Below are 20,213 nucleotides of genomic sequence, written 5' to 3'. Positions count from 1 at the left end.
TCAGGATCCCGTCCATGTCCAAAGAGATCATCAACACGGCCAATGCGCCCGCCGCGATCGGCCCGTACTCGCAGGCCGTGCGCGTCGGCGCCACCGTCTATCTGTCCGGCCAGATTCCGCTCGATCCGGCCAGCGGCCTGGTCATCGAGGGCGATATCGAGGCCCAGGCCCATCGCGTGTTCCTCAACCTCAAGGAAGTCTGCGAGGCCGCCGGCGGTTCGCTGGAGCAGATCGTGCGTCTGGGCCTGTTCCTGACCGACCTGGGCAATTTCGGCAAGGTCAATGCGGTGATGGGCGAGTACTTCAACGCGCCGTACCCGGCGCGCTCGACCGTGCAGGTTTCCGCGCTGCCGCGCGGCGTGGCCTTCGAGGCCGACGCGATCATGGTGTTGGACTGATCCCCGTCGCGATCGGGGCGATGCGCCGCGCGCATCGCTCCCAGGCGGTGGGGCGTGCCGCCCCGCTAGCCGCTGCGGCGGAGCCGCTGGTGGCGAGCGTGTCCCCGCATGCCGCGCCCGCGTCGAACGCGATGCGCGCATTCACCCCGGCGCGGTCTTGCGCACCGCCGCCTCTTCCAGCAGCCGTTCGCGCGCCTCGCGAGGGGTGGTCTGGGTCAGGCGCTTGAACGCGCGCCGGAACTCGCGCGGGTCCTTGTAGCCGATCGCCGCCGCGATGCTCGCGATCGGGCGTTCGCGGTCGCGCAGCAGGGCATAGGCCTGATCGATGCGCAGCCGGTCGTGCAGCGCGTTGTAGCGCGTGCCTTCGGCGCTGAGCTGGCGGCGCAGGGTGCGCTCGCTCACGTGCAACTGCGCGGCGATGTCGGCCAGCTTGGGGTCGCTCGCCAGTTGCGCGCGCAACAGCCGCTCCACCGCCGCCGTGGTCTCGCCCGGGGCCTGGGTCGCGGGCATCTGCGCGCGCAACAGCGCCAGCACCTGCTGCGCCGCGATCGGGTTGTGGGTGCTCAGCGGATGCGCCAGCCAGCGTTCGTCCAGCACCAGCCGGTCCTGCGGCTGGTCGAAGGCGATCGGGCACTCGAACACCTCGCGATAGCGTTCGGCGTAGTCCGGCGCCGGGTAGCTGAACTCCAGGCGCAGGGGTTTGAGCGCCGCGCCGACCAGCCCGCGCGCCAGCGCCAGGCAGCTGGCGAAGAACTCCTCGCACACGAAGCGATGGATGGCCGCGTTGGCCACGATCATCTCGCCGGCCAAGGCGATCTCGCCCGGCGCGGCCGCGCTTTCGACGAAGCGCATCAGGCTGCCGACCACGGGGGTGAAGCGCAGGCCCAGCGCGATCGCCTCGCCGAAGGTGGCCGCGGTGGTCATGGCCAGTCCGAGCAGGCCGAAGTTGCCGACGTTCTGCTGCGCGCCCAGGTCCAGTCCGATCGAGGGCGGCAGCACCCGCAGCGCGCGTTCGACCACGATCGCGGTCTGGCGATCGGGCAGGCGCACGCCGGGGTCGTCGATCTGGGCGCGGGTGAGCTGGGTGCCCAGCAGCCAGTCGGCGCTGGACACGCCGTGTTCCTCCGCGCTCCGGAACAGGCCCCACAGCAGATTCGGCGACATCAGGGCGATGTCGGTGCGTGGCGCTTCCTGGATCCGATGCGGCATCGTTCTCGCAACTTGGCCGTTAATCCCCCCTTAGTGTGCCGCAACTGCCCTCACGCGCGCGCGTGACCGCGGCCGAGACTCGTGAACGCAGTGCGGCGCCGGCCAGGGGAAGCGGCGCGATCCGAGCACGGTCACTCGCGACGTGCCAATAACGACCAAACGGGGAGCGCAAGACTCGATGAGCAGACTGACCCTGGCATTCGCGATCGTGATCGCCCTGACCGCCTGCGGCCGCGAGGCCGGACCGGCGCACGTGCCCAGCGCGCAGGTCGCGGCCGGCGACCCGGCCTACGCCGAGACCCTGCGCACCCGCCTGCTCGACGCCAAGCCCGGCGACGTGATCGAGGTGCCGGCCGGCCGTTACAGCTTCGACCGCAGCCTCAGCCTGCGCGTGGACGGCGTGACCATCCGCGGCGCCGGTCCCGACAAGTCGGTGCTCTCCTTCAAGGGCCAGAAGGCGGGCGCCGAAGGCCTGCTGGTCAACGCCAGCAACTTCACCCTCGAGAACATCGCCATCGAGGACAGCAAGGGCGACGGCCTCAAGGTCAACGAAGGCGAACACATCACCATCCGCAACGTGCGCGTGGAATGGACCGGCGGGCCCAGCACCAAGAACGGCGCCTACGGCCTGTATCCGGTCAAGACCCGCAACGTGCTGATCGAGAATTCGGTGGCGATCGGCGCCTCCGACGCCGGCATCTACGTCGGCCAGTCGCGCGACGTGATCGTGCGCAACAGCCGCGCCGAGTTCAACGTCGCCGGCATCGAGATCGAGAACACCATCAACGCCGACGTCTACGGCAACACCGCCACCAACAACACCGGCGGCATCCTGGTGTTCAACATGCCGGCGCTGTCGCAGCAGGGCGGGGCGATCCGGGTGTACAAGAACCAGGTGTACAAGAACAACACCGCCAATTTCGGCGCCAAGGGCACGCCGGTGGCCAGCGTGCCGGCGGGCAGCGGCGTGGTCGTCAATTCCAACGACGACGTCGAGATCTTCGACAACGACATCCGCGACAACGCCACCACCAACATCATCATTTCCAGCGTCTATTCGACCGGCTACAAGGACGAGCAGGCGGCCAAGGATTTCGATCCCTATCCCGAGCGCATCTCGGTCTACGGCAACCGCCTGTCCGGGGGCGGCGACGCACCCGACGGCTTCGACCTGAAGGCGCTCAAGGTCGCCAGCTACGGCCTGACCGGCAGCCTGCCCGACGTGCTCTGGGACGGTTACCGCAATCCCAAGCCGGCCAAGCCCGGCGACCCGCACCTGTGCCTGCGCGACGTGTCGGGCGTGCTCAACGCCGACGGCCCCGGCGGCTACAAGAACCCGAGCAAGGACATGGCGGCCTACAACTGCACCCTGCCCAAGCTGCCGGCCATCGACCTCAAGCGCGGCTGAGCGATGACGGCAACGCGAACGCGCATCGCTCTGCTGTTGTTGTTGTCGTGGCTGGTCGCCGCCTGCGAGCGCGCGCCGGCGCCGGTGCGCTTCCATGCCGAAGGCCAGCCGGCCCTGCTCAGCGAATGGGGCGTGCTGCGCGTGGCCGATCGCCAGCTGCGCCTCAACGAAGGCGTGGTGCCCTACGAACTCAACACGCCGCTGTTCAGCGACTACGCGCACAAGCTGCGCACGGTGTGGATGCCCAAGGGCGCAGCGGCGCGCTACAGCGCCGAGGGCGCGTTCGAGTTTCCGGTCGGCACCGTGGTCAGCAAGACCTTCTACTACCCGCGCGTGCCCGGCGAAGCCGCCGGCAGCGAGGTGGTCGCGCGCAGCGGCAGCGCCGGCGAGTTCCGCGACGGCGCGCTGGACCTGAACCAGGTGCGCCTGATCGAAACCCGCCTGCTGGTGCGGCGCCAGGACGGTTGGATCGCGCTGCCCTATGTGTGGAACGCCGAGCAGACCGAGGCCAAGCTGATGCGCGGCGGCGAGCTGGTCGCGCTGAGCCTGCAGGACGCCGACGGCAGCCGCGAGAGCGCGACCTATCAGGTGCCGGATCAGAACCAGTGCGGCGGCTGCCACGGCACCGACATCAAGAGCAAGGCGCTGCAGCCGATCGGCTTGAAGGCGCGCCATCTCAATCGCGATTTCGACTACCCGGACGGACGCGCCAACCAGCTCGCGCAATGGCAGCGCCTGGGCTATCTGCGCGACGCACCGGCGCCGAGCGCCGCGCCGCATGCGGCCGACTGGCGCGATAGCGCGCGCGCCAGTCTGGACGCGCGTGCGCGTGCCTACCTCGACATCAACTGCGGCCATTGCCACAGCCCCAAAGGGCCGGGCAACACCTCGGGCCTGTGGCTGGACGCGGCGACCGCCGAACCCTTGCGGCTGGGCCGCTGCAAGCTGCCGATCGCGGCCGGCAAGGGTACCGGCGACCGCAGGCACGACATCGTGCCGGGCGATCCGGACGCGTCGATCCTGGTCTACCGCATGGACAGCGACGACCCTTCGGCGATGATGCCGGAGGTCGGGCGCAGCGTGGTGCATCGCGAAGGCGTGACGCTGATCCGGGAATGGATCGCGGCGCAGCAGGGAGATTGCGGCTAGCGCCCGGCGAGGCGCGTGCTGCTGGGGAGGGCGACGAACGTGTCCGGGGGGAACGCGTCGTCCATGTCGAAAACGAGCGTGAGGAAAGATCCGATGCTCTTGCGTAAACACAAGTTGGTCACCGCGATCGCCGCACTGTGCGGCGGTGCCGTCCTCACTTTCGGCATGCCGGCAACGGCGCAGGCGCAGACCGCCGCGCCCGAGCCGCAGCCGCGCGCCGAGGCCAAGGACCTCGACGCCATCACCGTCACCGCGCAGAGCCGCGAGCAGGAACTGCAGGACGTACCGATCGCCCTGCAGGTGGTGAGCGACCAGCTCATCGACGACGTCGCCGCCAAGGACCTGGGCGATCTCGACAGCTTCGTGCCGGGCCTGGTGGTGAACAGCCAGCAGCCGACCCAGCCCAGCTTCCAGCTGCGCGGCATCAGCACCGACGACTTCGGCATCGGCACCGACCCGGCGGTCGGCATCTACGTCGACGGCGTCTACGCCGGCCGCGGCGGCGGCGTGCTGCTGCCGTTCACCGACGTGGAGCGCATCGAAATCCTCAAGGGCCCGCAGGGCACCTTGTTCGGCCGCAACACCGCCGCCGGCGCGGTGTCCATCATCACCCGCAAGCCCGGCAGCGAAACCGAAGCCGCCGCGCGCCTGCGCCTGGGCAACGAAGGACGCGTCTACGCCGACGCGATGGTCAACTTGCCCACCGGCGAGGACGCGGCCCTGCGCGTGAACGCGTTGTTCAATCACAGCGACGGCTGGATCCAGGACGCCAACACCGGCCGCGACCTCAATCCTGAGAACAACTGGGCCACGCGCGCCGCGTTCCGGCTGGGCCTGGGCGAGCGCACCACCGCCACCTTGAGCTGGGACCACGAGAACCTGGACCAGCTCGGCCAGGCCACCACCGGCATCGTGCCGCTGCCGCCGCGGCCGGGCCTGCCGACCCTGCCGGTGGACGAGCTGGGCTACCTGGATCCGCGCAAGGTGCCCACCGCCTCCGACGCCGAAGGCAACGAGGAATCGCGCCGCTTCGACGGCGTCACCCTGATCGTCGACCACGGTTTCGACTGGGGCACGCTGACCATGACCAGCTCCTGGCGCGACTACGACTCGGTCAACCGCGTCGAAGAGGACGGTACCGACCGCAATTACCTCTACGTCGATTCCACCAACACCGAGAGCAACGAAAGCCTGTACCAGGAGTTCAAGTTCGCCGGCAGCACCGACCGCATCGACTGGGTCGCCGGCGCCAGTTACTTCAAGGAGGAGGCCGATCAGACCAGCGAGGTCAACGCCCTGACCGACTCGGTGGACACCATCGTCCACAACCTGGGCCTGGCGCCCACGCCCACCGGCTATCTGTTCGGCTACGTCGACCAGCAGCTGGCCGCGTTCGGCATTCCGATCCGACTGCGCGGCCACCGCTGGAACGAGAAGTTCATCAATACCCTGGAGACCCAGTCCTACGCGGTGTTCGGCGACGTGATCTGGCATGCCACCGACAAGCTCAACCTGACCTTCGGCCTGCGCTACACCCGCGACGAGAAGGACTTCAGCTGGCTCAACAACCCGCGTTCGGCGCCCGAGCTGGATGCGGCGCTGGACCAGTTGGAAGCGATGGGCTTCTTCGCCCTGGCCGGCATCCCGCGCGAGACCTTCGTCTTCGACGTGGCCTTCATCGACCCGCCGGCCATGCTCAACAAGGGCGTGACCAACCGCGCCAAACGCTCCTGGAGCGATGTCAGCCCGCGCTTCGTCGCCGACTACCATTTCAACGACAACACCATGGGTTACGCCTCGCTGGCCAAGGGCTACAAGGCCGGCGGGTTCAACTCGCTGCAGATCGGCAGCCGCTTCGACAACGAGGACGTGTGGAACCTGGAGTTCGGCCTGAAACAGTCCTTCCCCGAGCATCGCCTGCAGTACAACCTGTCGGCCTATTACTACGTCTACGACAACCGCCAGGCGGTGGTGCTGGACATGAGCACCACCATTCCGCGCTTCGTCGTCGACACCTCGGACATGGAAGCCTACGGCGTGGACTTCGATGCGCGCTGGCAGGTCACCGACGGCCTCGGCCTGGACTTCAACGCCGCCTTCATCGACGCCACCTACAAGAACTACGAATCGATCAGCGGCCTGGACCTGTCGGGCAAGCCCACCGGCGTGCCGCACTGGTTCCTGGCCGGCGGCATGAACTACCAGTGGTACCTGCAGGAGCACGGCGACCTGCGTCTCTCGTTGCGCCATGCCTACCGCAGCAAGAAGCGCTGCAACACCGAATCGGTGGCGCAGGGCGACTGCGGGCCCAGCCCGGCGCTGGACCTGGACGAGTCGCGCAACCGCACCGACGTGCGCCTGGCCTGGACCGCGCCCAACGGCCATTGGGGCCTGGCCCTGTTCGGCAACAACGTGTTCGACAACCAGTACATCAATTCCCTGGGTACCTACGGCAAGACCGTACTCGGCACCGTCGGCGCGCGCGTGACCGAACCGCGCACCTTCGGTGTGGAGTTCAACGCGAAGTTCTAAGGGCGCCGCAGCCCGGCCGCGCGCCGGGCGACGACACCGAACCCCGGCGCCGCGAGGCGTCGGGGTTTTGGTTTGCGCGCGTTGCCGTCATGCTTAGCGCATGCCGAAGCGCAAGGGCGGGGCGTCCGTCGATCTCCAATTGCAGCCGCTCTCCAGCCTGCCCGGGGTCGGCCCGAGCGTGGCCGAGAAACTCGCCGCGCGCGGTCTGAACAGCCTGCAGGACCTGTGGCTGCAATTGCCGCGGCAGTACGAGGACCGCACCTCGATCACCCCGATCCGCTTGCTGCAGCCCGGCGTGCCGGCGCAGGTCGAAGGCCGCGTCGAAGCGGTCGAGCGCGGATTCCGCTATCGACCGCTGCTGCGGGTGGCGATCGGCGACGACAGCCGCGGCACCCTGGTGCTGCGCTTCTTCCATTTCCGCGCCGCCCAGGTCGCGCAGTTCCGGGTCGGCGCGCGCGTGCGCTGCTACGGCACGCCCAAGCCCGGCCAGATCGGCTTGGAGATCGTGCATCCCAGCTATCGCGTGCTCGACGATCACGACGACAGCGCGCTGGGCGAACGCCTGGATCCGGTCTACCCCGCGGTCGAGGGCATCGGCCCGGCCTCGCTGCGGCGCCTGATCGGCCTGGCCCTGGACCGCCTGCCCGACGAGGACGCGCTGGAACTGTTGCCGCGCGAGCTGCGCGAGCGCCTGCAACTGCCGACCCTGCGCCAGGCCCTGCTGACCGTGCACCGGCCGCCGCAGGACGCCGACGTGGCCGCGCTGATCGCCGGCACCCATCCGGCCCAGCGCCGCCTGGCGCTGGAGGAACTGCTGGCCCATCACCTCAGCCTGCGTCGTCAGCGCATCGCCCAGCAGGCGCACAAGGCGCCCGCCTTGAAGGGTCTGGCCCTGGCCGAGCGCCTGCGCAAGGCCCTGCCGTTCGCGCTCACCGGCGCCCAGCAGCGCGTGTTCGCGCAAATCCGCGCCGACCTCGCCAAGCCGTCGCCGATGCTGCGTCTGGTCCAGGGCGACGTCGGCAGCGGCAAGACCGTGGTGGCGGCGATGGCGGCGATGATCGCGGTGCATGCCGGCCGCCAGGCCGCGCTGATGGCGCCGACCGAACTGCTGGCCGAGCAACACCTCAACAACCTGCGCGGCTGGCTGGAACCGCTGGACGTGCGCGTGGCCTGGCTGGCCGGCAAGGTCACCGGCCGCGCGCGCGCCAAGGTGCTGGAACAGGTGGCCTCGGGCGAGGCCCAGGTCGTGGTCGGCACCCACGCGCTGATGCAGGAGGGCGTGGCCTTCCGCGATCTGGCGTTGGCGATCGTCGACGAGCAGCACCGCTTCGGCGTGCACCAGCGCCTGGCGCTGCGCGACAAGGGCGCGGGCGGGGAGGTCGGCGCGAACGCGATCGTCCCGCACCAGTTGGTGATGACCGCCACCCCGATCCCGCGCACCCTGGCGATGGCGGCCTATGCCGATCTGGACGTGTCGGCGATCGACGAACTGCCGCCCGGGCGCACGCCGGTGCAGACGGTGGCGCTCAGCGAAGAACGCCGTCCGGAGCTGGTCGAGCGCATACGCGGCGCCTGCGCCGAGGGCCGCCAGGCCTATTGGGTCTGCACCCTGATCGACGATTCCGACGAGGTGGTGGCGCAGGCCGCGCAGACCACCTTCGAAGAACTGTCGCGGCAGCTGGCCGAGTTGCGCGTGGGCCTGGTCCACGGCCGCATGAAGGCCAGCGAGAAGCAGGCGACCATGCGCGCGTTCAAGGACGGCGACATCGACCTGCTGGTCGCGACCACGGTGATCGAGGTCGGCGTGGACGTGCCCAATGCCTCGCTGATGATCGTCGAGAACGCCGAGCGCCTGGGCCTGGCGCAGCTGCACCAGCTGCGCGGCCGGGTCGGGCGCGGTCGCGCCGCGTCCAGCTGCGTGCTGCTGTACCGCGCGCCGCTGTCGGGGCTGGCGCGGCAACGCCTGGAGACCATGCGCCAGACCCACGACGGCTTCGTGATCGCCGAGAAGGATCTGGAATTGCGCGGCCCCGGCGAACTGCTGGGCACGCGCCAGACCGGTCTGGCCGGCTTCCGCGTCGCCGATCTGGTCCGCGACGCCGACCTGCTGCCGCAGGTGCAGGCGCTGGGCGAGCGCCTGCTCGCCGACGCGCCCGAGATCGCCCAGCGCATCGTCGAACGCTGGGTCGGCGGCGCCGCGCGCTACGCTTCGGCGTAGGCGGGCAGGCGCCCCCATGCGCCGCGGTATCCGGGCGGCGCAGCTGAATTGACGAAATCGGCTGGTTTTGATCGATACAAATGCGCGACGGCTTGGTCGATAATCGGGCCAACCCCCTGGGAAGCAGGCCATGCCCGCCGTCCGCTCCAACGCCGCCGTCCTGCCCGCGCCGGCCACCGCCGACACTCCGGTCCCTCGTCGCGGCGAGACCGCGCTAGCGGTGCACGTGTCGGAACCGGCATGCTCGCCGGCTATGACGGTCCATCCCAAGTGCGCGCAACTGCGCGATCTGATCGCCGCCGATGTCGGCGGCACCCATGCCCGGGTCGGACATGTGCGCGTCGGCGACGACGGCACGCTGTCGGTACTGCGCTTTCGCCAATACGCCTGCGCGCAGGCGCCCAGCCTGGCCGCGATCCTGCGCGACTTCGCCGAAGAGGCGCAGGTGGTGCCGGAGCACGCGGTGGTCGCGATCGCCGGGCGCCTGGACGGCGACCGCCTGCTCAACAGCAATCTGCCCTGGCCGGTGTCGCTGGAGCGCACCCGGCTGGAGGCCGGCTGCGGACAGTTGGCCCTGCTCAACGATTTCGAAGCCGTGGCCTATGCGGTGCCGCGCCTGGACCCGGCGCGCATGCTGCACATCTGCGGCGACGCCGCCGCCAACGCCGGCGCGGCGCTGGTGCTGGGCCCGGGCACCGGCTTCGGCGCCGCGCTGTACGTGCCGGGCTCGCCCGCGCGCGTGCTGGCCAGCGAAGCCGGCCACGCCGCGTTGGCCGCGGGCACGCCGCGCGAGCTGGATCTGCTGCGGCAACTGCTGCAACGCTGGCCGCACGTGGACAACGAACGCGTGCTGTCCGGCCCCGGCCTGGTCCATGCCTACGAGGCGCTGTGCGCGCTGGACGCGACGGCGCCGCGGCTGGACACGCCGGAGGCGATCACCGCGGCCGCGCAGCGCGGCGACGATGCGCAGGCGGTGGAGGCCTTGTCGATCTTCTGCGCCATGCTCGGCAGCCTGGCCGGCGACCTCGCCGTGACCTTCGGCGCGCAGTCGGTGTACCTGGCCGGCGGCATCCCGGCGCAGATCGCGCCGTTCCTGCTGGCCAGCGATTTCGCCGCGCGCTTCCGCAACAAGGGCGTGTTCGCCGAGCTGATGGCGCGCACGCCGGTGCGGCTGGTCGAGCACGGCCAACGCGGCCTGCTCGGCGCCGCCGCCTATTACCTGGAGCGCCACGCCGGCGACTGAGTTCGCACGGCGCGGCGGCGTCCGCCGACCGACTTCCCATCGAGACCACGTCATGAGCACGCGCCGCCAATTCCTCCAGTCCTCGTTATTGGCCGCGGGCGCCCTGGCCGCGCCGCGCGTGGCGCGGTCCGCGCCCGCCAGCGGCGCCAAAGTGGTGTCGACCTGGGATTTCGGCGTCGGCGCGAATGCCGCGGCCTGGCCGGTGCTCGCGCGCGGCGGCGACGCGCTGGACGCGGTGGAGGCCGGCGCGCGCTGGGCCGAGGCCGACCTGTGCAATCCCACCGTGGGCCGCTGCGGCAATCCCGACCGCGACGGCGTGCTGACTCTGGACGCCAGCATCATGGCCGGCGACGGCCGCTGCGGCGCGGTCGCCGCGCTCGAGGACATCCTGCATCCGGTATCCGTGGCGCGCGCGGTGATGGAGAAGACCCCGCATGTGATGCTGGTGGGCGAGGGCGCCCAGCAGTTCGCGCTGGCGCAGGGCTTCCCCAAGCAGCCGCTGCTGACCGATACGGCGCGCAAGGCCTGGCGCGAATGGCTGAAGACCAGCGAGTACCGCCCGCAGATCAACGCCGAACGCGTCCAGCGCCCCGGCGACGCCAGCAACCACGACACCCTGGGCATCCTGGCGATCGGCGCGGACGGCAAGCTCGCCGGCGCCTGCACCACCAGCGGCATGGCCTGGAAGCTGCACGGTCGGGTCGGCGACAGCCCCATCGTCGGCGCCGGCTTGTACGTGGACAACGAGGCCGGCGCCGCCACCGCCTCGGGCGTGGGCGAGGAGATGGTGCGCAACGCGGCGAGCTTTCTCGTGGTCGAACTGATGCGCCAGGGACGTTCGCCGGCCGAGGCCTGCCGCGAGGCTATCGAACGCGTGGTGCGCAAACGGCCGGAAGCCAGCAAGCAGTTGCAAGTGTGCTTCCTGGCCTTGAACAAACACGGCGACGTCGGCGCCTACGCCCTGCACCAGGGCTTCGTCTACGCCGTGCACGACGGCGGCGCCGGGCCGCACCAGCGGCTGCACGAGTCGGCCTCGGTCTACGCCACGGCACGCAAGTGAGCCGCATCGCCCTGGAGATCGCCGCCAACTCGCTGGCCTCGGCGCTGGCGGCGCAGGACGGCGGCGCCGACCGCATCGAACTGTGCGAGAACCTGGGCGAGGGCGGTTGCACGCCGTCCTACGCCAGCATCGCGATGGCGCGCGAGCGCCTGCGCATTCCGCTGTACGTGCTGATCCGCCCGCGCGCCGGCGATTTCCTCTACGACGCGCTGGAGCGCGAGCGCATGCGCCGCGACATCGAACTGTGCGTTCGCCTGGGCTGCGACGGCGTGGTGATCGGCGCGCTGGATGCCGACGGCGACGTCGACCGCGCGGTCTGCGCCGAGCTGATCGCCGCGGCCGGCGCGCTGGGGGTCACCTTCCACCGCGCCATCGACGCCGCGCGCGATCGCGCGCGCGCGCTGGAGGACGCGATCGCGCTGGGCTGCGAGCGCGTGCTGAGCTCCGGCGGCGCGGCCAGCGCGCCCGCCGGCGCGGCGGCCATCGCCGCGCTGGTGCGGCAGGCGCGCGGACGCATCGCGTTGATGGCGGGGGCGGGCCTCGATCCGGGCAACGTGCGCGGCCTGCTGGCCGCGACCGGCGTAAGCCAGGTGCACGCCTCGGCCAAGGCGCCGCAGCGCTCGCGCATGCGCTGGCGCAATCCAGCCCTGGCCGGGCTGGATCCGGATTGGAGCGCGAGCGAGCGCGGCCGGGTAGCGGCGCTGCGCGATGCCCTGGACGCCGGCGCCGTCTGACCCAGCCCGCAGGCTGTGGCGAGCCACCGGCGAGCCGCACCACCGCGCCGATCTGCGCTCGCGCCGCTGCGGTCGCTCCCGCACCCTGCGCCGCCGTGCAGCGCGACCCCGGCGCCGCGCTCAGGCCGCACCGCGCTCACGAAAGCGGCGCGCCTGGAGCCGACCGCGTTGGCGGGTGCCAAACCCATCCGGCTCAATCACTTAAGCGCCGAAGGTTAAAGATTTGTTGCAGCGCAGAATGCAATTCGGCAAAGCCTGTGCTGAATTTAGATCGATCCAGTTTTGTAGGGGGAAAGGGATGGCCGGGCCGGCGTCCCTTTTAAACGACCTGATTTTTAGATCGTGACAAAAGCTGGAGATCGCTGTCCGCGTGTCCCGTTGCAGCCCACCTTTCGAGATAGCCGTGATGACTCACTCCACGCTTCACCGCAATGCGTTGACCAGCGCGCTCGCGCTCGCTTTGTTCGCACCGTTGGCCGCGCAGGCCCAGGACGCGCCGCAGGGGACGGCCGCCCAGGACCAGGTAACCGAAGTCGAAAAAATCACCGTCACCGGTTCGCGCATCAAGCGCACCGAAATCGAAGGACCGGCGCCGGTCACGGTGATGACCGCCGAGCAGATCAAGGCCGAAGGCTTCGTCACCGTGCACGACGCCCTGAGCACGCTCAACGAGGCCATCGGCACCGTCGAGGCCGACGTGCAGTGGGGCTCGCACACGCCCAACGCCAGCCCGCTCAACCTGCGCAACATGGGCCCCAACCGCAGCCTGCTGCTGGTCAACGGTCGCCGCGTCGCCGATTACCCGCTGCCCTACGGCGGCCAGAGCAACTTCGCCAACTACTCCAATATTCCCGCCGCCGCGGTCGAGCGCATCGAAGTGCTGACCGGCGGCGCCTCGGCGATCTACGGTTCCGACGCCATCGCCGGCGTCATCAACGTGATCCTGAAGAAGAACTACAGCGGCGACGAAGTGCGCGTGCGCGGCGGCACCTCCACCGAGGGCGGCCGCGATACCTGGGACCTGTCCTGGGCCGGCGGCAAGACCGGCGAGCGCTGGAGCGTGAGCTACGCGCTGCAGTGGACCAAGCGCGACCCCTTGTTCGGCCGCGACCGCCCCGAGATGGACGACTCCGACGATGCCGCGCCCAGCTCCTGGAACACCGAGCAGCGCAAGGTCGGCTTCCGTCCGTTCACCGGCCTGGCCCTGCTGGACGCCGGTAACGGCAACCGTCGCCTGGCCCCGCCCCCCGGCGCCTGCGAGCAGTTCCGCGGCGAGTACTACCGCGCCGATCGTCTGGTCTACAACTACAACACCAACACCGTCAGCAACACCGGCCAGTTGTGCGGCAAGAGCGCCGACTTCGGCGATTGGCTGCTGCGCAGCGGCAGCGAGGACTGGTCGGCCTACGCGCATGCCACCTGGGATTTCGAGAACGGCATGCAGGCCTGGGTCAACGTCGCCCTGTACGATTCCAAGGCGCAATGGGGCACCTCGCCGCCTTCGCTGCAGCTCACCGACGGCCTGGACGGCGGCGCCTTCATCGACGCCAACACCGGCCGCCAGCTGATCGGCGTGCGCAGCTTCACCCCGTTCGAGGTCGGCGGCATGGACAACATGCGCAACCTCAACAAGGAACAGTCCTGGGACCTGAGCGCCGGCCTCAGCGGCACCGTGTTCGACGGCCGCTTCAACTGGGACGCCTCGGTCGGGCGCTCGCGCTACACCGTGCACGAGCGCATCGCCACGGTCGATTGGGACGCGGCCGAGAACTTCTTCCTCGGTCCGCAGATCGGCACCCAGGGCGGCCTGCCGGTGTACAACTTCAACGAAGCGCGCTGGTGGGCGCCGGTGACGCCGGAGCAGTACCGCCAGTTCGGCGTCAACTCGATCAACAACGCCGCCTCCTGGGTCAATCAGGCCCAGGCCTCGATCAGCGGCGACCTGTTCGAAGGCTGGGCCGGTCCGATCGGCTTCGCCGCGGTGCTGGAAGCGGCCAAGCAGGGCTACCAGCTCGATCCCGATCCGCGCGGCAACCAGGACTACTGGGTGCAGAACATCGATCGCGGCGGCGGCGAGCGCACGCGCTATTCGGCCGGCGTCGAGTTCAAGGTGCCGCTGCTGGAATCGGTGACCCTGACCGCGGCGGCGCGCCGCGACCACTACGGCAGCTACCACGCCTTCGATTCGGCCGCGCGTCTGGCGATCGGCTCGCAGGCGGAGACCACCTGGAACGCCGGCATCGAATGGCGCCCGCTGTCCAACCTGCTGCTGCGCGGCAGCTACGCCACCAGCTTCCACGCGCCGGACATGCATTTCCTGCTGGCCCAGCCCAGCACCTCCGACGTCGGCATGAGCGACCCGCTGCGCTGCATTCAGAGCGGCGCCTATCTGACCAACGACTGCGGCAGCGGCAACCCCGACGTGTTCTACGCCTTCGGCGCCAACCGCCGCGGCACCCCGGATCTGAAGTCGGAACTGGGCGAGTCGTGGACGGTCGGTCTGGTCTGGGACCCGATGGACAACCTGTCGCTCTCGGCCGACTACTGGTCGATCGACCTGGACGACGAAATCCGCGACCTGCCGCTGGACGTGATCCTCAATGACGAGGCCGGCTGCCGTACCGGCAAGACCGTCGATCCCTCGGTGCCGTGGTCCAACCCCAGCGGCGCGGAGTACTGCGCGACCATCCTGGCGCGCGTGAACCGCGACGCCAACGGCCGCCTGCTGTCGGTGGAAACCGGTCCGATCAACATCGCCCAGCGCAGCGTCGCCGGCGTCGACGCCTCGCTGCGCTACCGCCTCGATACCGCGCGCTGGGGCAACTTCCAGTTCGGCCTGAACTACACCAACCTGGTGTCGATGAAGGAGCAGGTGTACGCGACCGATCCCAACCCGGAACGGCGCGATCGCGACGTGCGCAGCAAGATCCGCGGCAGCGTGAGCTGGCAGGGCGAGAAGTGGAACTGGACCGTGTACGGCGACCGCATCGGCTCGGTGCCGGGCGTGCGCTACCACTGGGGCACCGACCGCCTCGACAACCCCGGCGGCTGCCGCCCGTTCCCGGACGGTTACGTGCCCAGCGACAGCCTGGACGCCAACTGCTCCGTTCCGCCCGGCAGCGGCAACCCCAACGCCGGCAAGAGCACCTCGCGTTACTACGGCCGCGTCGGTCCGGCGATCACCTGGAACTTCAACGTCGGCTACAAGGTCACCGACCGCGCCAAGATCAACTTCTACGTCAACAACGTGTTCAACAGCACCGGCTGGAACCACAAGGACCCGTACAAGCTCGACTACGAGTTCTACAACAGCCGTCTGTTCAGCCCGGTCGGCCGCGAAGTTTCCTTGGAGTACGTGTTCAACTTCGATTGATCTCTCCCGCCCTCCCCTCGGGCCCTGGGCCCGGCCGAACGGCCGGGCTCCTTTTCTTCCAGGGCGGCGGCCGCTCGCAGGCCGTCGCACACTCCTCGCCTACGGGCCGTAGGCACGCATCCGGAACGCGTTCGACTTGGGTATCCGCCTCGCCACGCTGCTGTTGTTGCTGCTCGCGCCGGCGTTCGCGTGCGCGCAGTCGCTGATTCCGCAGCCGCGGCATTGGCAGCCGGGCGAGGGCAGGTTCGTGCTCGACAGCGACGCGGTCCTGGTCGTGCCCGCCGATACCCGCAGCCGCGAGATCGCCGACTTCCTGCGCCGTGCGCTGGCCGACGACCACGGCCTGTGGCTGACCGGCCGTGGCGGGCGCGGCGCGCGCACGATCGAACTGCGTCTGGATGCCGCGGTGGCCGGCGAAGAGGCCTACCGCCTCGAGGTCGCGCCGCAGCGCATCGTGCTGAGCGCCGCGCGACCGCGCGGACTGTTCTGGGCGGTGCAGAGCCTGCGTCAGCTGCTGCCGCCGGGCCGCGCCACGCGCATCGAAGTGCCGGCGCTGCGCATCGAGGATGCGCCGCGCTACGGCTATCGCGGGCATATGCTCGATGTCGGCCGCCACTTCATGCCGGTCGACTTCGTCAAGAAACAGATCGACCTGCTGTCCTACTACAAGATCAACACCTTCCGCTGGCATCTCACCGAAGACCAGGGCTGGCGGATCGAGATCAAGCGCTATCCCAAGCTGACCCAGGTCGGCGCGTGGCGCGACGAGGAAGACGGCAGCCGCTACGGCGGCTACTACACCCAGGCGCAGATACGCGACGTGGTCGAGTACGCGCGCCAGCGCAACATCATGGTGATTCCCGAGATCGAGATGCCGGGACATGCATCGGCGGCCCTGGCGGCCTATCCGGAACTGTCCTGCCGCAAGCAGCCGATCGCCGTACCCACCAGTTGGGGCGTGTTCGAGGACATCTACTGCGCCGGCGACGAAGCCACCTTCGAATTCCTGCAGCAGGTGCTCGACGAGGTGATCGCGCTGTTCCCCGCGCCCTACGTGCATATCGGCGGCGACGAAGCGCCGAAGGCGCGCTGGAAGGAAAGCGCGTCCTCGCAGCGGCGCATGCGCGAACTCGGCTTGAAGGACGAGGGCGCGTTGCAGGCCTGGTTCGTGCACCGCATCCAGCGCTACCTCGCCGGCAAGGGCAAGACCCTGATCGGCTGGGACGAGATTCTCGATGGCGGTCTGGGCAAGGACGCCATCGTCGAAGTCTGGCGTGGCGACGAGCCGGCCGCGCGCGCGCTGCGCAACGGCAACCGCATCGTCGTGGCCAGCCCGTTCTATCTGGATCGGGCGCCGAGCGATCTGAGCCTGGAAAAGCTCTATCGCACCGATTTCGCCGCCGCGCCGGCGTTCGCCGAGCATGCCGCACAGGTGCTGGGCGCCGAGGCGCCGCTGTGGACCGAGCGGGTGACGCCGCGCAATGCCGAAGCGATGCTGTATCCGCGTCTGCTCGCGTTCGCCGAGAACACCTGGAGCGGCGTCGGCGACTACCCGGATTTCCAGCGCCGACTGAGCCAGCATTACCCCAGGCTCGATGCCTGGCGGGTGGGCTATGGCCCCGAATCGACCGAGCTGGTGGGCTATCGGCTGGAGCGCGATCCGGCGCGACGGGTGTGGCGCGTGCACGCGCAACGCGGCTTCTCCGACCTGCGCATCCACTACAGCCTGGACGGCCGCGAACCGGACGCGACCTCGCCCTGGTTCGAGGACAGCCTCGAGATCGCCCGGCCGGGCACGCTGAAGCTGACCCCGTATCGGCACGGCCGCGCCTATGCGCGCAGCCGCGCCTACAGTCTGGTGGCGCACCGTGGTCTGGATCGCGAAGTGCGCTATTCGTTGCCGGCGCACCCGCGTTACCGCGGCACTGCCGACGGCGCGACCCTGAGCGACGGCGTGTTGGCCGGCGACGAGCATGCCGACGGCCGCTGGACGGCCTGGGTCGGCGGCGACGTCGAGCTCAGCCTCGACCTGGGCGCGCCGACCCTGGTGCGCGCGGTATCGGCGCGCTTCCTGCAGCAGACCCAGAGCTGGATCCTGCCGCCGCGCCGCCTGCAGCTGTTCACGTCCGACGACGGCCGGCGCTGGACGCCGGGCGCGGAGCTCGCGCTGGACGTGGATGCCGCCGAGTTGCGCCAGCGTTATCACACGCCGCGCCTGACCCTGCCGCAGCCGATGCGCGCACGCTACCTGCGCCTGCAGATTCAAGGCTATGGCGACCTGCCCGCGGGCCATCCCGGTGCCGGCAGCCCGTCCTTCTATTTCGTCGACGAACTGGTGATCGAATGAGTCGCTCGCACACGCCGCCGCAGACCGCCCGTGCCGCCCTTCGCTTGCGCGCGGGCCTGCGCTGGCTGGGTTTGGCCCTGGCCTTGACCGCTGCCGCCGCGCAGGCCGCGCCCGCGCGCGAAGACCTGGCCGCCACAGTCAACACCTATATCGGCACCAAGGACGACGGCAACACCTATCCCGGCGCGTCCGCGCCGTTCGGCCTGATCCAGGTCTCGCCGATCGGCGATCACTACGCCGGCTGGCGCTACGACGAGCCCAAGATCCGCGGCTTCGGCCATTCCTTCCTGTCCGGTGCCGGCTGCTGGGAGCAGGGCGGGCAGTTGTCGGTGCTGCCGGTGACCGGCAGCATCGCGCCGGGCGGCACCTTCGACACCGCCAAGGCCGAGAGCTTCGACCAGCGCAAGTACGCCGCCGCCTATACCCACCAAGGCGAGGTCGGGCAGGCGGGTTACTACAAGGTGCGCCTGACCGACTACGGCGGCATCGACGTCGAAACCACCGCGCGCACCCGCGCCGCCGCCGAGCGTTACACCTTCGGCGTCGACGCGGCCACCGGCCACGTGCTGGTCAACACCGGCCAGGCCAACAACCGCCATTGGGTGGTCGGCAGCGCGCTGCGCGTGGTCGACGAACGCAGCGTCGAAGGCCGCATCACCACCAAGAGTTTCTGCGGTGGCCAGAACTACACCACCTGGTTCGTGCTGCGCTTCGACCGCCCGTTCCAGAGCCACGGCACCTGGGACGAGGAAGGCGGCCACCCCGGCGGCCGCGGCGCCATGCAGGGCGACGGCCGTCCGGCCGGCGCATGGTTCAGCTTCGACCTCAAGCAGGGCCGCGCGGTGACCGCGATCAGTGCGATCTCGCACGTCGATCAGCAAGGCGCCTGGAACAACCTGCGTGCCGACGCCATGGCCGGCGACCAGGCGCTGGGATTCGAGGCCATGCGCACGCGCGCGCAGGACGCCTGGCGCAAGGAACTGCAGAGCGTGCGCGTGCGAGGCGGCAGCGGCGACGACCGCACGGTGTTCTACACCGCGCTCTACCACACCTTGTTGCAACCGCTGACCGGCAGCGACGCCGACGGCCGCTACCGCGGCTACGACGATCGCATCCACCCGGCCGACGGCTGGACCTATTACGAATACTTCTCGCTGTGGGACACCTATCGCTCGCAGAACCAGCTGCTGGCGATGCTGCGTCCGCAGCGCGCGCGCGACATCGCCCAGTCGGTGCTGAAGATTCGCGAACAGGGCGGCTGGCTGCCGCGCTGGGGCTACGCCAGCTTCGAGACCAATGTGATGACCGGCGACCCGGTCACGCCTTTCCTGGTCGATCTATGGAAGTTCGGCGCGCTGCAGGGCCGCGAGCGCGAGGCCTGGACCACGCTGCGCGAGAACGCCTTCGGGGTGCCGCCGTTCGGCTCGCGCAGCAGCGGTCGCGCCGGCAATCCCAGTTATCTGCAGCGCGGCTTCGTCCAGTACGACCGCGCGTTCCCGGTCAAGAGCATGGACATCGATCCGCATCACGGCGGTTCGGCCACGCTGGAATACGCGCTCGCGGATTGCTCGCTCGCGAGCTTCGCCCAGGCCCTGGGCGAGGACGCGGACGCGCAGGCGCTGCGCACGCGCGGCGGCAACTGGCGCCATGTCTGGGACGCGCAAGCCAAGGACGCCGAGCTCGGCTTCACCGGCTTCCCGCGGCCGCGCCTGGACGACGGCGGCTGGTACACCGGGCCGGACGGACGCTACAACCCGCGTTCGCATCATGGCTTCCACGAAGGCACCGCCTGGCAGTACCAGTGGCTGGTGCAGCAGGACGTGCCCGGCCTGGCCGCGGCGATGGGCGGCGAACCCGAGGCGCTGCGCCGGCTGGATGCGTTCTTCGCCTATGACGCGCTGGTGGCGGACCCGGTCAACGCCGCGCGCAAGCAGTGGGTGGTGGGGCCCTACAGCTATTACAGCCAGTACCGTTACAACCCCAACAACGAACCCGACCTGCACGCGCCCTGGCTGTACGCGTTGCTGGGCCAGCCGTGGAAGACCTCGGCGGTGCTGCGTTCGGCGCAGACGCTGTTCACCAACGCGCCCAACGGCGTCACCGGCAACGACGACCTGGGCACCATGTCGGCCTGGTATCTGTTCAGCGCGATCGGCCTGTACCCGCTGATGCCGGGCAGCGGCGAACTGGTGCTGCACGCGCCGCGTTTCGAACGCGTCGATCTGGACCTGGGCGAGGGCAAGACCCTGCGCATCGAGGCGCCGGGCGCCGACGGTCGCACGCTGCAGTACCCGCAGTCGGTGCGTTTCGGCGGCGCCGCGGTCGACCAGGCCTGGCTGGACTGGTCGCGCGTACGCGACGGCGGAACCCTGCGCTTCGAGCTCGGTCCCGCGCCGTCGGCCTGGGCCACCGCCGCCTCGGCGCGTCCGCCCGCGGCTTGCGGCGCGCCAACCGGGAGCGCGCCTTGAGTGCGGTCGCGGCCTCCTTGCGCCGCCCGGCGGTCCGCAGCTGCCGCGGGTCGGCCGGCGTGCGCCTTGCCGCC

Annotated in this window: 12 protein-coding genes; 11 read left to right on the top strand and 1 reads right to left on the bottom strand. The window is 69.9% G+C overall.

Translation table 11 applies throughout. The features are described from left to right. The first annotated feature begins 14 nt into the window (after positions 1 to 14). Positions 15 to 398, top strand: coding sequence for a RidA family protein (locus tag BMZ45_RS03520; RefSeq protein WP_091632470.1), 384 nt, complete (start codon positions 15 to 17; stop codon positions 396 to 398). Positions 399 to 539: 141 nt separating this feature from the next. On the opposite strand, the gene BMZ45_RS03515 is transcribed toward BMZ45_RS03520, so the two are convergent. Then, positions 540 to 1,607, bottom strand: a complete 1,068-nt coding sequence (locus tag BMZ45_RS03515; protein WP_091632465.1) for an AraC family transcriptional regulator — start codon at positions 1,605 to 1,607, stop codon at positions 540 to 542. A gap of 178 nt (positions 1,608 to 1,785) precedes the next feature. Between BMZ45_RS03515 and BMZ45_RS03510 the strand changes: the two genes are divergently transcribed. From BMZ45_RS03510 to BMZ45_RS03465, 10 genes are all read left to right on the top strand, one after another. After that, entirely contained in the window at positions 1,786 to 3,015 is a 1,230-nt protein-coding gene (locus BMZ45_RS03510; protein WP_091632463.1) for a parallel beta-helix domain-containing protein, read from the top strand. A 3-nt stretch (positions 3,016 to 3,018) separates the two neighbouring features. Then, the gene (locus BMZ45_RS03505) at positions 3,019 to 4,164 is read left to right on the top strand and encodes an SO2930 family diheme c-type cytochrome (protein WP_091632460.1); all 1,146 of its coding nucleotides are present in this window, start codon (positions 3,019 to 3,021) and stop codon (positions 4,162 to 4,164) included. 93 nt (positions 4,165 to 4,257) lie between these two features. Beyond that, a complete protein-coding gene (locus BMZ45_RS03500) occupies positions 4,258 to 6,696 on the top strand; it encodes a TonB-dependent receptor (protein WP_175488901.1) in 2,439 nt (812 codons plus the stop codon). A 100-nt stretch (positions 6,697 to 6,796) separates the two neighbouring features. Then, the gene (gene recG / locus BMZ45_RS03495) at positions 6,797 to 8,914 is read left to right on the top strand and encodes an ATP-dependent DNA helicase RecG (RefSeq protein ID WP_091632455.1); all 2,118 of its coding nucleotides are present in this window, start codon (positions 6,797 to 6,799) and stop codon (positions 8,912 to 8,914) included. Positions 8,915 to 9,044: 130 nt separating this feature from the next. Continuing rightward, positions 9,045 to 10,157, top strand: a complete 1,113-nt coding sequence (locus BMZ45_RS03490; protein WP_256374522.1) for a glucokinase — start codon at positions 9,045 to 9,047, stop codon at positions 10,155 to 10,157. A 52-nt stretch (positions 10,158 to 10,209) separates the two neighbouring features. Beyond that, the gene (locus tag BMZ45_RS03485) at positions 10,210 to 11,217 is read left to right on the top strand and encodes a N(4)-(beta-N-acetylglucosaminyl)-L-asparaginase (protein ID WP_091632452.1); all 1,008 of its coding nucleotides are present in this window, start codon (positions 10,210 to 10,212) and stop codon (positions 11,215 to 11,217) included. Further along, positions 11,214 to 11,951 (top strand): copper homeostasis protein CutC, encoded by a 738-nt coding sequence (locus BMZ45_RS03480; RefSeq protein ID WP_254776518.1) that lies wholly within the window; start codon positions 11,214 to 11,216, stop codon positions 11,949 to 11,951. Before BMZ45_RS03485 ends, BMZ45_RS03480 begins: the two co-directional genes overlap by 4 nt. Positions 11,952 to 12,423: 472 nt before the next feature. After that, complete coding sequence (locus tag BMZ45_RS03475) at positions 12,424 to 15,324, top strand: TonB-dependent receptor plug domain-containing protein (protein ID WP_254776556.1); 2,901 nt, start codon at positions 12,424 to 12,426, stop codon at positions 15,322 to 15,324. Between the two features lie 136 nt (positions 15,325 to 15,460). Next, the gene (locus BMZ45_RS03470; RefSeq protein WP_091632447.1) at positions 15,461 to 17,671 is read left to right on the top strand and encodes a glycoside hydrolase family 20 protein; all 2,211 of its coding nucleotides are present in this window, start codon (positions 15,461 to 15,463) and stop codon (positions 17,669 to 17,671) included. Next, positions 17,668 to 20,139: a GH92 family glycosyl hydrolase gene (locus tag BMZ45_RS03465; protein ID WP_091632444.1), complete on the top strand. Its 2,472-nt coding sequence runs from the start codon at positions 17,668 to 17,670 to the stop codon at positions 20,137 to 20,139. The genes BMZ45_RS03470 and BMZ45_RS03465 overlap by 4 nt, the downstream gene beginning before the upstream one ends. Positions 20,140 to 20,213: the final 74 nt, after the last annotated feature.

This window comes from Lysobacter sp. cf310 (assembly GCF_900114355.1).
Lineage (GTDB): Bacteria > Pseudomonadota > Gammaproteobacteria > Xanthomonadales > Xanthomonadaceae > Lysobacter.
This window is presented reverse-complemented; position numbering and strand designations above follow the sequence as displayed.